Source organism: Nitrospiraceae bacterium, from assembly GCA_020632595.1.
GTDB lineage: Bacteria > Nitrospirota > Nitrospiria > Nitrospirales > UBA8639 > Nitrospira_E.
On sequence record JACKFF010000013.1, the window covers coordinates 61,896 to 74,625 of the forward strand.

Annotated in this window: 12 protein-coding genes; 11 read left to right on the forward strand and 1 reads right to left on the reverse strand. The window is 48.8% G+C overall.

Annotation, left to right across the window (positions count from 1 at the left end; all coding sequences use genetic code 11):
* Positions 1-11: 11 nt before the first annotated feature.
* The gene (locus H6750_17925; GenBank protein MCB9776185.1) at positions 12-941 is read right to left on the reverse strand and encodes a P-loop NTPase; all 930 of its coding nucleotides are present in this window, start codon (positions 939-941) and stop codon (positions 12-14) included.
* Between the two features lie 271 nt (positions 942-1,212).
* Here H6750_17925 and H6750_17930 point away from each other — a divergent pair, with 271 nt between their 5' ends.
* The 11 genes from H6750_17930 to H6750_17980 all read left to right on the forward strand — a co-directional run bounded on the left by H6750_17930 (position 1,213) and on the right by H6750_17980 (position 12,668).
* Positions 1,213-1,692, forward strand: coding sequence for a ribosome maturation factor RimP (locus tag H6750_17930; GenBank protein MCB9776186.1), 480 nt, complete (start codon positions 1,213-1,215; stop codon positions 1,690-1,692).
* Positions 1,693-1,764: 72 nt separating this feature from the next.
* Complete coding sequence (gene nusA / locus H6750_17935; protein MCB9776187.1) at positions 1,765-2,973, forward strand: transcription termination/antitermination protein NusA; 1,209 nt, start codon at positions 1,765-1,767, stop codon at positions 2,971-2,973.
* A 28-nt stretch (positions 2,974-3,001) separates the two neighbouring features.
* Positions 3,002-5,611, forward strand: a complete 2,610-nt coding sequence (infB, locus tag H6750_17940) for a translation initiation factor IF-2 (GenBank protein ID MCB9776188.1) — start codon at positions 3,002-3,004, stop codon at positions 5,609-5,611.
* Between the two features lie 31 nt (positions 5,612-5,642).
* The gene (locus H6750_17945) at positions 5,643-5,924 is read left to right on the forward strand and encodes a DUF503 domain-containing protein (protein ID MCB9776189.1); all 282 of its coding nucleotides are present in this window, start codon (positions 5,643-5,645) and stop codon (positions 5,922-5,924) included.
* 22 nt (positions 5,925-5,946) lie between these two features.
* Positions 5,947-6,366 (forward strand): 30S ribosome-binding factor RbfA, encoded by a 420-nt coding sequence (gene rbfA / locus H6750_17950; GenBank protein ID MCB9776190.1) that lies wholly within the window; start codon positions 5,947-5,949, stop codon positions 6,364-6,366.
* A gap of 7 nt (positions 6,367-6,373) precedes the next feature.
* Entirely contained in the window at positions 6,374-7,354 is a 981-nt protein-coding gene (gene truB / locus H6750_17955) for a tRNA pseudouridine(55) synthase TruB (GenBank protein ID MCB9776191.1), read from the forward strand.
* Between the two features lie 99 nt (positions 7,355-7,453).
* Entirely contained in the window at positions 7,454-7,723 is a 270-nt protein-coding gene (gene rpsO, locus H6750_17960) for a 30S ribosomal protein S15 (protein MCB9776192.1), read from the forward strand.
* A gap of 126 nt (positions 7,724-7,849) precedes the next feature.
* Complete coding sequence (pnp, locus tag H6750_17965; GenBank protein ID MCB9776193.1) at positions 7,850-9,955, forward strand: polyribonucleotide nucleotidyltransferase; 2,106 nt, start codon at positions 7,850-7,852, stop codon at positions 9,953-9,955.
* A 62-nt stretch (positions 9,956-10,017) separates the two neighbouring features.
* Positions 10,018-11,244: an insulinase family protein gene (locus H6750_17970; protein ID MCB9776194.1), complete on the forward strand. Its 1,227-nt coding sequence runs from the start codon at positions 10,018-10,020 to the stop codon at positions 11,242-11,244.
* Positions 11,245-11,432: 188 nt separating this feature from the next.
* A complete protein-coding gene (locus H6750_17975; protein ID MCB9776195.1) occupies positions 11,433-11,969 on the forward strand; it encodes a hypothetical protein in 537 nt (178 codons plus the stop codon).
* Positions 11,970-12,014: 45 nt separating this feature from the next.
* Entirely contained in the window at positions 12,015-12,668 is a 654-nt protein-coding gene (locus H6750_17980) for a hypothetical protein (GenBank protein MCB9776196.1), read from the forward strand.
* The last annotated feature ends 62 nt before the right edge of the window (positions 12,669-12,730 follow it).

Here is a 12,730-nt window from a genome sequence, read left to right on the forward strand (position 1 = left end):
CATGATATTGTTCATGCTCGGATTTTTCTAGGCTCCTCCATCCGGCCAATTGATCCATCTGTTCGCCCCACCATCCTAAGTACATTGTCGGCAATTTGGTTCAGCGCAATGGTCGCTGGGGAATTGGGAGCCAGTTCTACCACTGGAAGATATTTTAAAATGGACTGTTGCACCTGCATGTCTTCCGGGATATTACCTAAGATAGAAAGGTCGGTTCCGACATATTGCTTCAGCAGATGTTGTAAGTGCAGAGTATTGATCCTTGATTTGGGAGTCATGCGATTTAAGATAAGGGCCGGTTGAAACATTTTTAAAGCTTCTTGGGCAATCTCCATACCTGATTCACTCGTTCTTCCAACGGCTTTCAGCACTGCTGTAACACTATGAAAGTCTTTGTCCAGAAGGGCGTCCGCCACTGGGTCGCGGGCTAAAAAAGCTGTAAGAACCTTTCGAATGGCGGCAAGTTTAATGAATCGATACAGATCTAGAACCGAGGTCGGGTCAGGAGTGGCCACAGCCAGGTAATAGTCCGCGAGGAGAAAAAAGTCCAGTGCGTGGTAACTAGTGCCCGCGCCGACGTCAACCAGAATGATATCTGCCTCCAGCTTCTGTACGTGCCGAATAAGGCGCCTTTTTTTGGAATGTTGCAAGTTTGCGGTAATCAGTGTTTCGCCGGTACCAGGAATGAGCTTCAGGGAGGAGAGGCTGGGAATAGGGTGGGCGATCTCATATAAATTAGTTAGAGCGTTTGTCAAAAAATCTGTGAGAGTGGATGGGGGCTGGAACATCCCGAACAAGATATGAAGATTAGCTCCCCCAATGTCCATATCGACCAGCGTGACGCGAAGTCCCTTTTTGGCGAGGAGGAGGCCAAGATTGCTGACGACCATGCTTTTTCCAACTCCGCCCTTACCGGAGGCCACTGAAATTATACAAGGCATCGGTTAAACTCCTCTCTCGTAGATTTCACCTTGGAGTGAGTACCACTCTACTCAAAAAAGAGCTTATCATGGGTCCTGCCTTATGCCCATGGCACGGGACTATGCGGGTGGTGAAAGCGATGAAGTCTTTCTACTCAGCTAGGGCGTTGCAGTGAATCGGGGAAGCTCTTGCCTTTAAAAATGGAAAGTGCTAGGTTATTTTCGAGTAGAGTGGGCGTGAGCCCACTTTTTTTTGGTCTTGGTTTGTGGCCGCTCGTAGTGAGGAATGGTGGTGGCCTTTACGGCTGACAATCTTGAGCAAGTTATTCGCCAAGTGGGCGAACCTATTGCTCGAGCCTTGGGAGTGGATATCTTCGAGGTTCAGTGCACCGGGAGACCCGCCAAACTTTTGGTTCGATTGACTCTTGATAAAAAGGGGGGAGTTGGAATTGAAGATTGTGAACAATTCCATCAATCCCTGCGTCGAACCTGGGAGGTTCTTCACCCGGAGAAAGCCGCGTATCGGTTTGAAGTTTCTTCGCCTGGTCTAGATCGACCGCTCCGAGATCCCAAAGATTATGAACGAGTGGTGGGCGAACGGCTTCGAGTCACTCTGAAAACCTCGATCAACAAGCAATCAGTTGTTTTGGGGCAATTGATTACTATTACAGACATGGGGATTCATTTGATGGATGACAAAAGCAAGAATCCACAGGAAGTAGTTGTACCCTGGGAAAATATTGCCAAAGCGAGATTAGAGGTTTCGTTCTAACGTTTTACTGGAAATTCGCAGCAACCGCCCATGTCCGTTTGAACCGCTCATTGTGCCTTGCGAGGAATACATATGAAAAGTGAACTCATGTTGGTCATTGATCAAATCGGTCGGGAGAAAGGAATCGACAAGGCCAAAGTTATTTTGGCCCTGGAGTCGGCGCTTCTCACGGCTGCGAAGAAACGGTTTGGGCATGGTGAAAACATTCAAGTCGATATTGATACGGAAACCGGCGAAATTTCTATCGTGAAGAAAAAGACGATTGCCGAGAACGTGATGGATTCTAAGACAGAAATTTCGTTGGAAGATGCCAGGAAAATTGATGATGAAGCTGAAATGGGAGACGAAATCGGTTCACTCATTGATTTGGAAGAATTCGGGCGAATAGCTGCACAGGCCGCAAAGCAGGTCATTTGTCAAAAAGTTCGAGAGGCTGAATGGGAATCGATTGAACGGGAATATTCCAAAAAAGAAGGGGAACTCGTTCATGGGGTAGTTTTGGGCCAAGAGCGTCGAAATTACCTGGTCGACATTGGAAAAACGGAGGCCCTTCTACCCATTCAGGAGCAAATTCCACGGGAAGCCCATAGACGGGGAGATCGAGTGCGGGCTTTGCTGCTGGAAGTTCGAAGAACTCCAAAGGATGTACAAGTGATCCTTTCCCGGGCGCATCCCCAATTCGTGGTGAAATTGTTTGGCCTGGAAGTACCTGAAATTGCAGAGAAAATTGTTGAAATCAAAGGGGTGGTACGTGAGCCGGGTGACAGGACGAAGATTTCAGTGGCTTCACGGGATAAGGCGGTTGATCCGGTTGGCGCATGCGTTGGCGTCAAAGGTTCACGTGTTCAGGCCATTGTTCGGGAGCTGCATGGTGAGAAAATAGATATCATTCCATGGACAAATGATCCTCGGGTTTTTATCGGGGAAGCCTTGAACCCTGCCTCCATTGAAAAAGTAGGGATTGACGAACAAAAGAAATCTGCCTTGGTGGTGGTGGCCGATTCTCAGCTCTCTTTGGCCATAGGGAAAAATGGGCAAAACGTGCGATTGGCCGCAAAATTAACAGGTTGGAAAATCGATATTATTAGTTCTACAGAGTATGAAAAGCAAAAGCTTGAACGAGACCAGGAGATTAAAGCGGCTTTGGCTGAAGAGGCTGCCCAAATTACGGAAGAGTCGGCGACGGACAATGCCAGAGAAATTGAAAGATCCTCACAAGATGAAATCGTGGAGAATCCAGCGGTGGTACCAACAGAGTCAGGGCAGAGCTCGGGATCGTAAGGATACGGCTTCACAGTAAAGGACGTGCATGAGAGTTCATGAGATAGCCAAAAAAATTGGGATGGAGAGCCGTTTGCTCATTCCTGAATTGGTGCGACTTGGCATCCAGGTTAGTTCCCATAGTAATACCGTGGAAGACAATATGGCCAAATGGGCGATGAATATTATTCTTGGTAAAACTCCTGAAACAACGCCAAAACCTGGGGATTCATCCGCTCCAGGGCCTGTTGGTGTAAAAAGCTCCGAGGGGGGGCGCCTACTGAAAAAAGAATCGTCGACTTCGGGAAGGCATCGGTCTGAGGCAGTGGCCGAAGAACCTAAAAAAGCCGAAAAAAAGCACATACTGATTAAGAAGAAAAAAACGGAAGAAGAAATCCTGGAAGAAATGGCGGAATTGTCTCCCGTCAGGGAAGGTGAGGGAGAAGAGTCACCGGTCATTCTGGAGGAATCAGAATCTCCATTGGAGACGGCGTCCGTTTTGCCTAAGAGTCCTGGCGTATCGGCCGTAGAATCTCATCAAGAGGTGCCCGCAGTATCGCCTGCTGAATCGGGAGGGATTTCTGGTGTTGTGGCCCCCCCACCTGTTCTTGAGGAGAAAAGTGTCGCAACTCCTCCCTCGAGTAAATCTCTTGAAAAAGAGAAGAAAGGCGAAGGAAAGCCTGACAAAAAAGGGGCGGTTTTATCGCGAGAAGTTCCCATAGAGGAAAAGGGCAAAAAAATCAAAAAGGTTGCACGTGTGAAAGACGAAGATCTCTTTGCCGCACGGTTTGAGGATGCTGCGGTCTGGCAAGATCTTCGACCATTACCGACGTTGCGACGAGAGGAACGTACCCGTCAGGTTCAACAGCCTTCGGTGGGTGAAGTCACCAAACCCCGGAAAAAAGTTATGAAGGTCACTGCAGGGATATCCGTGAAAGATTTTGCCGAAGTGATCGGTCAAAAACCCACGGAAATTATTCGGAAATTAATGGATTTAAATATTGCAAAAACCCTCAATCAACCCATGGATTTGGAAGCGGGAGTGCTCATTGCGGAGGGCTATGGCCTCGCAGTTGAAGCGGTGGCCGCGAAGGGAGGGGAAGCGCTCTTGGAAGAGGTGCTTGAGGGAGGAGAGCAAGGAAATTTGGAGCCTCGCGCGCCTGTGGTGACTGTTATGGGGCATGTCGATCATGGAAAAACCTCGTTGTTGGATGCGATTCGGCAGACCCAGGTGACCGACCAAGAGGCGGGAGGGATTACTCAACACATTGGGGCGTCATTTGTGAAAGCTGGTGAACGTGGTGTGACGTTCTTAGATACCCCAGGCCATGAAGCCTTTACGGCTATGCGGGCTCGTGGGGCTCAGGTTACGGATATTGTGGTCTTGGTTGTGGCTGCAGACGATGGGCCGATGCCTCAGACAATTGAAGCGATTAATCATGCGCAAGCGGCCAATGTGCCGATTATTGTGGCAGTAAATAAAATGGACAAGCCGGGGGCTAACCCTGATCGGGTCAAGCAAAGTTTAGCCGAGCATGGCTTGCAACCTGAAGCATGGGGAGGCCAAACCATTTTTGTTGAAGTATCGGCAAAGCAAAATAAGGGGTTGGACCAGTTGCTTGACATGTTATTGCTTCAAGCGGAAATTATGGAATTGAAGGGCGATGCTACCTGTTCTGCTCGAGGAGTTGTCTTGGAGGCGAAATTGGATAAGGGGCGTGGGCCTGTTGCCACTGTGTTGATTCAAGCCGGAACCTTACGAATCGGGGATTCGTTTGTCGTGGGATCGGTAAGCGGCCGGGTGCGAGGATTAACATCGGACAAGGGTGAGCGCTTGAAGGAGGCTGGGCTATCAATACCGATTGAAGTCATTGGCCTATTGGGGGTTCCTGAGGCCGGGGATCAGCTGGTCGTGGTAAAGGATGAGCGGGCTGCGAGAGAAATTGCCCAGGCCCGGCAGCAAAAGCAAAAAGATGTGGGTCTTGCATCCACGTCCAGAAGAACCCTTGAGGAGCTTTATGCAGAATCCAAAGATGGAGAAATTAAGGAATTGCCTCTGCTTATCAAGGCGGATGTGCAAGGATCGGTGGGGGCGTTAGGCGATGCACTTCTGAAGATTTCTACCGACGCGGTAAAGTTGAAGATCATTCATAGTGGAGTAGGAGGCATCAACGAAACTGATGTGTTATTAGCGGCTGCTTCAAAAGCAATTATCATTGGATTTCATGTGCGTCCGGATTCGAAGGCGGCTGCTATTGCGGAGCGTGAGGGTGTGGAAATTCGTTTATACACCATCATTTATAATATTCTTGATGATATTCGTTCGGCTGCAGAGGGGCTCTTGGCTCCAACGATCAAAGAGCGAGTGATGGGGCATGCGGAGGTGCGGCAACTATTCTCCGTTCCGAAGATGGGCACCATTGCCGGCTGTTATGTGAATGATGGGTTGATATCCCGTTCGAATACCAAAGTGAGAGTTGTTCGTGATCAGGTGATGGTCTATGAAGGAAAAATTGGATCATTAAGACGGTTTAAGGACGATGCGCGGGAAGTGCAGCAGGGCTATGAATGCGGAATTGGAGTCGAGAATTTTAATGATTTAAAAATCGGCGATGTGTTAGAGGCCTACGTATTGGAAGAGGAAACCACAAAATTATAATGTTAAATGGATAAGGGAATCTTGAATGGGGATGATCGTGGGGTTGTGCACGCTCGAACTCCATATCCCCGATGTCCAATCGTTGAAAGGAAAACGTCAGGTCCTTTCAAGCTTGATTGCCCGATTGCGAAATCGGTTTAATGTTTCCGTTGCTGAAATCGATGAACAAGACCTTTGGCAAAAGGCCATTTTGGGGGTGGTGTGTGTGGCGAATGACACGGGAAGGGTCAATCAAGTCTTAGACCAAGTCCTCAACTTTATACGATCAAATCCCTCCCTCGAGATTTTACGATCCCAGATTGAAGTCTTGTAAGCTCCCATTATTTTTTCACGTCATGGCAAAAATTAATAGTAGTCGGGCAACACGGGTTGCCGATCAGATTCGTATGGAAGTGGCAGAGATTCTTTCTAGAAAAACGAAAGATCCACGTATCCAATTCGTGACCGTCACAGGGGTGAAGATGACGGCTGATCTCAAAATCGCTCGGATATATGTGACCGCTTTGGATCAAGCCCATTTTGATCAGGTGACGGGTCCGGGTCTAAAGAGTGCAGTAGGGTTTGTTCGAACCGAATTGGGACGTCGGTTAAATCTGCGCTATACACCGGAATTAGTCTTTTACCGTGATACAAGTGCAGAGTATGGAAATCGAATTGAAAAGTTATTGGATTCCCTTCATGAGGAATCTGGGGCTTCCGGGGAAACTGAGTCATCCTCCTCTCTCCCCAATAAGAGTGATATTGTAGAGGGGTAAGGGCACCGTGGCGTCTTGTATCGAACATCCTAACATCGGGAAGGCGGCGACGGGGATGGCCCTACATGGAGTCCTGAATGTAAACAAGCCTGATGGGTGGACGTCGCATGATGTGGTGCAACGCCTCAGGTCGGGTTTGGGTATTCAGAAAGTCGGACATGCCGGTACCTTGGATCCCCATGCGACCGGTGTATTGCCGGTCCTAATTGGAAAAGGAACCAAAATTGCCCAATACCTATTGGGATGGGAAAAAGAATATGGCGCCGTGCTTCAATTGGGTCAACGGACCGATACCCAAGATGCTTGGGGTAGGGTATTAGAAGAATTTCCACTGGAATCTCTGACGGAGGACCGTATCCGGTCAGTGTTTGCGACCTTTCAAGGGGCTATCCAACAAGTGCCACCCATGTACTCGGCGGTGAAAATCGGGGGGCAACCCTTGTATAAGAAAGCCAGGAGAGGGGAGACGGTTGACCGACCGGCAAAAACCGTGGTGATTCATGATTTAGAAATCCAAAAACTGAATGTCCCTGAGGTTGCATTTCGGGTTGTCTGTTCTAAGGGAACCTATGTTCGAACCCTCTGCGAGGATATTGGAAACATACTGCAGGTGGGTGGACATTTGAAATGGCTTCAACGACGACGGGTCGGGCCTATTCATGTTGATCAGGCCCTTGAGATAGAATCCCTGCTTGGGGGGCTTGAATTTTCCCGACTGGATGGGGCATTTTTGGGTTTAGACCAGGCTTTAGAAGGGTTTCCCGCAGTTGAGGTCGATAGAGATGATGCTCGAAAGGTGCTCCATGGAAATGCGATTTCCTGGGATCGGGTGGTCGACTCGTATTTGGAACCAACAGTTTCACCCATGGGGGATAATATGGTGAGGGTGAAACAGAAAGATGGGCAATTGCTTGCTTTGGGGAGAGGCCCGGTTTTTCAGGCAGGCAAGGGAGGTCCCGTATTAGCAATTGAAACGGTGTTTGCCTAGGGCATAAAAATTTGTTGTTAAATGATTGGGATAAGACGACATTCGTGGAAGGAATTTTTTACTGAGTGCAGGTAACCTTGAGGAATTGGAGGAGGAGTTATGGGCTTAACGAAAGAAGCAAAAACCGCGGCAATAGAATCGCATCGAATTCACGACAAGGACACGGGTTCGTCTGAAGTGCAGATTTCCTTGCTGACGAATAGAATTACGAGTTTGACCGAACATTTCAAGACACACAAAAAAGACCATCATTCCCGACGGGGCCTTTTGCGAATGGTGAGCAAGCGAAGAAAGTTATTAGATTATTTGCGACGTCGAGATGAGGGAAAATACCAGGCCGTGATTGCTGCACTGGGTATACGAAAATAAGACGGAATACGGGTTTTAGGGTGAGCAGAATCAATGAGATGGGAGATAGACGCCCGGTTCTCAATGCGAAGCGAAGCCTCACACTCCATATCAATATATCCACTCAAGGATCAGAAAGGTTGAAACATGATTCATTTCGTTGAAATGGAAGTTGGTGGCCGCCCGCTTCGTTTGGAAACCGGTCGCATGGCAAAGCAAGCGGATGGTGCCGTGTTGGCGACCTATGCCGATACCGTAGTGCTAGCCACGGCGGTAGCCTCAAAGACGTTGAAGCCTGACGCGGATTTCTTGCCTCTGACCGTGAACTATCAAGAAAAAGCTTACTCAGCAGGGAAAATACCTGGCGGGTTTTTTAAACGGGAAGGAGCCCCCAGCGAAAAAGAGGTGTTGACCAGCCGACTGATTGACCGTCCGATTCGGCCATTAATGCCCGAAGGCTACTTTTATGAAACCCAGATCATTGTATCGGTGCTCTCTATCGATCAGACCATGTCTTCGGACGTTATCGGCATTGTGGCCGCGTCGGCTGCACTTGCCGTTTCTGATATTCCCGGATCCGGATTATTAGCGGGGGTACGAATTGGAAGAGTGAACGGCCAGTTCGTAGTCAATCCCGATAAGAAGGCACAGGAGGAAAGCGAGTTAAATCTCGTGGTAGCCGGAACGAAGGACGCAGTGATGATGGTCGAGGCTGGTGCGGATGGGCTTTCGGAAGACACGATGATTGATGCGATCGAACTGGCTCATTGTGAAATAAAGAATATCGTCGCCAAAATTGAAGAATTACAAGCGAAGGCAGGCAAAGCCAAGCGGGTATTGCAGGTGGAAGCCATTGACCCTGAACTTGAGCAAGCCGTACGTCAGGTCGCGGCAGCTCCCATTTGTGAGGCCATGTATATTGCCGCCAAAGCCGAACGGCAGGATCGGTTTGCCCAAATTCTCCAAGAAGCCATTGAGACTGTTGCCGGAGACGATGCGGACCGAAAAGCCAAGGTTAAAAAAGTGTTTGCAGATTTAGAATATTCCGAGGTCCGGAGAATGATCCTGGAAAAAAAGAAGAGAGCTGATGGCCGGGGTTTATCCGACATTCGTCCCATAACTTCTGAGGTAGGGATTCTTCCCCGGACTCATGGCTCTGCCCTATTTACGAGGGGGGAAACCCAGGCATTGGCTGTCGTGACCTTGGGCACTTCAGATGACGAGCAACGAATTGATGCGTTGGAAGGAGAGTATTTCCGGTCATTTATGTTGCATTACAATTTCCCGCCGTTTAGCGTGGGTGAGGCGAAAATGCTTCGCGGTCCGGGAAGACGTGAAGTCGGCCATGGAAAATTAGCCGAACGTGCATTAGCAGCAGTGCTTCCCACGAAGGAAGAGTTCCCTTATACCATTCGACTTGTCTCGGATATTTTGGAATCAAACGGGTCTTCTTCAATGGCGACGATTTGTGGCGGGGCATTAGCCATGATGGATGCGGGAGTACCCATTAAAACGCCGGTGGCAGGAATTGCGATGGGTTTAATTTTAGAAAAGGGTGGTGTCGCGATTCTTTCAGATATTTTAGGAATGGAAGATCATCTGGGCGACATGGATTTCAAAGTTGCAGGAACGCGGGATGGAGTCACAGCCCTGCAGATGGATATTAAGATTGCCGGAATTACCCCCGATCTGATGCGGCAGGCGTTAGCGCAGGCCCGTGAGGGGCGATTGCACATCCTTGGGAAAATGGATGAATGTCTGGCTGTTCCTCGTACCGGACTGGCAGCCTATGCGCCACGTATCACCACCATCCAGATCAAACAAGATAAAATCCGTGATGTCATTGGGCCTGGGGGAAAAATGATTCGTAGCATCATTGCCGATTGTGGAGTGAAAGTGAATGTTGATGACTCCGGAGTGGTCACGATTGCAGCCGTTGATGGGGAGTCGGCCCAAAAGGCAATGGATATGGTTCAGCGGATCGTTGAAGAAGCTGAGGTTGGAAAAATCTATCTCGGGACGGTGCGAAAGATTGTAGATTTTGGGGCATTTGTGGAGATTCTCCCCGGTATGGATGGGCTTGTGCACATTTCGCAATTGGCCCCTCACCGCGTGGCATCAGTCACGGACGAAATTTCTGAAGGGGAACAAATTCTGGTGAAAGTTCTGGAAATTGACCGACAAGGGAAGATCCGTCTTAGTCGAAAAGACGCCATGGCTGAACAGGCGGACAAGGATCAGCTCACCTCTTAAGCCTGCCTGAGTCGCAACCCGTGTATAAAAAAATCATATTGGATAATGGAGTCCGGGTTGTCCTGGAGCGGATGTCATCTTTGAAATCCGTGGCCTTAGGAGTATGGGCCACAGTGGGAAGTCGGGACGAAGGAAAGGGCGAGGGTGGCCTCTCCCATTTCATTGAACATATGATGTTCAAGGGCACTCCAAAACGGACTGCATCCCAAATTTCCAATGAGATCGATGCCTTGGGTGGTGAAATGAATGCCTTTACCACTCATGAGGCCACGGCTTTTTATGTCAAGGTGCTGGATCAGCAGGTGAGGCTGGCGTTTGATCTCATCGCTGATCTGTTTCACCATTCAAGGTTTTCGGCCAAAGACATTGCAAAAGAAAAACAAATTGTCCTTGAGGAGATCCGTACGGTCCAGGATGACCCGGAGGATTATATTCATGAATTGCATGCCAAGGATATCTTCGGCTCTCACCCCTTGGGACGTCCGATTCTGGGAGAGCCTGAGGTGATGAAGAGGCTTAGCCGTCAAGTGCTGATGCAGTATAGGCAACAGCATTATCGCCCTGAACACACGATTGTCGCGGTGGCCGGGAACTTTGCCTTTCCAGAAATCATTGATACTGTCAACACATATTTCGGCAATTGGAAACAGAGTGGAGACGGCAGGCGTTCCTCAACCATCCAGAAAGCACCATGGCCCGATCAGCCGCAGGAACGCCAAAGTCTTCACGTTAAACCCTTGGAGCAGGTTCATGTGTGTGTTGGGTTCAAGGGATTGCCGGTGGGGCATCCGGATCGGTATGCGGCGCATGTCTTAAGCACAATTCTCGGAGGCGGAGTCAGCTCGCGATTATTCCAGGAAATCCGGGAAAAACGCGGATTGGCCTATACCATTTATTCGCATCTTTCTGGGTTTTTGGATGGTGGGACGCTTACCGTTTATGCTGCCACCCGCCCGAATGAAATGGCGGCCGTCATTGACCGAATTTGTCAAGAAACCAAGAAATTGTGTCGTCGGGAAGTGGCCACCAATGAATTAGAGCGAACCAAAACTCAATTAAAAGGAAGTTTAATGTTGGGCTTGGAAGGCACATACGGGCGAATGAATAAATTGGCAAAAGACGAGATGTACCAGGGGCGTCATGTCACCCTCCAGGAGATGGTGAAAGCCATTGATCGGATTACCCCTGAACAAATTCGTCATTTAAGCCAGAAATTATTTGATCTACAGCAGTTTGTGGTCACAGCATTGGGACCTATCCCAAAAAGAGGACTTCCGAGGTGGGGATGATCATCAAAACCGCCTATTTTTTCGCTTGACAACCATGCCCTGGATGAGTAGCATTGGACCCTCTCGAATACCTTGTTTCCCTTTTTGGATTAGGGGTATAAAGCACTGAGGAAAAGTGGTTTTGAAGATAAACAAAGGGTAAGTCGTTTTTAATTTTCTGTCATTCTAACACTGTAAGGAGGGAGCAGATGAAGAAGTCATCTCTACGTCAGGAATTGGTAGCTCTCTGTGCCTTTGGCCTGTTGAGTCTTGGATTAGTAAGCGTTGGGTATGCAGCTGGTCCTGGTCCTGACAAGTCAAAGGGTGACCCAAATGATATCACTCACCAGGGTGATATTTCTTTTAAAGGTGTGCCAGCTACCAGTTTAAAGGGTCGGGTTTTTGGCCATTGGGCGGACAACCCTGAGGGAGAAATTTTATTCGGAATTCAGTATTGGAACACCTCTGCACCGGCAGAAACAGGCAATCCTCCAGGCCGGGCTTCCGATGATCGAATTCAAACGCTTCCTGACTCACTGTTTTCCTGTTGTGCCTGGGGTTATCAGGGCGGGAACGAAAAGAACAATCCATATTCAGGATGGTATACCCCACAAACGACAGTTCGTTTAGCAGTCAAGGACAAAGCGTTAATGGATCAAATCACGAAGGCGGCCCAAGATTTCGTGGCCATGGAAGTGCAAGTAGATGGTCGTACGGTCACGGGATTTAAATTGTTACAAGAATAAGCATTTGTCTGATAATTAAAATTTTAGTCGAGGAGGGAAGCCATTATGAAAAGTGCTAAGAAGAAAGGGTTGGCCCTTGTTGGAGCCGTGGCGCTAGTTGGGGCTATGGCCTCGAGTGCAATGGCAATCGAAGCTTTCCAGGAGCGGTTTGAGTGGGGTGATTTGAGCAAGCCAACGACCCTTCAGGGACGCGTGGCTGTGGTAGATCCTTACGATAAGGCCGTGTGGGTTAATGTTGCCGTATTTGGTGGGAATGCGGAGAGTGGATATTATTGGCAAAAATACTACCCTGGAAAAAACCTTAAGGTGTATCCAGGAAGCGATGAGGTCTGGAAAACACTTGTCCAGGCAGGGAAAGATTCCTCAAGCCAGGCTGTGATGACAGACACGAAGCCATCAAATTATGGGTTGGTGGAGATTGTTGTTCAAGAGACCGAGCAAAACCACCGGGTGGTTTCATCAGCCAAGGCAGTTCAAGAAGTAGCAGGAACTCCTGAAAAACCCCGGAATATACATAGTCTTCGTTCAATGCCTGTATTAGAAGCAATACGGGCTGATAGTTGGCCAAATAATCGCAAAATGGTTTATGATGTGTTGATACCAGACGGGCAGGCCATTGCGGGTATCATTCCCTACTCTGATCAAGGGCTAGGGAAAATTTATGACCCAGCCAAGGGGGAATTCGAGCCAGCGAAATAATCTCTGTCTCAAAAAGATTAGGGATTTTAAAAGGGTCTGTGGGCAGCCACAGGCCCTTTTTT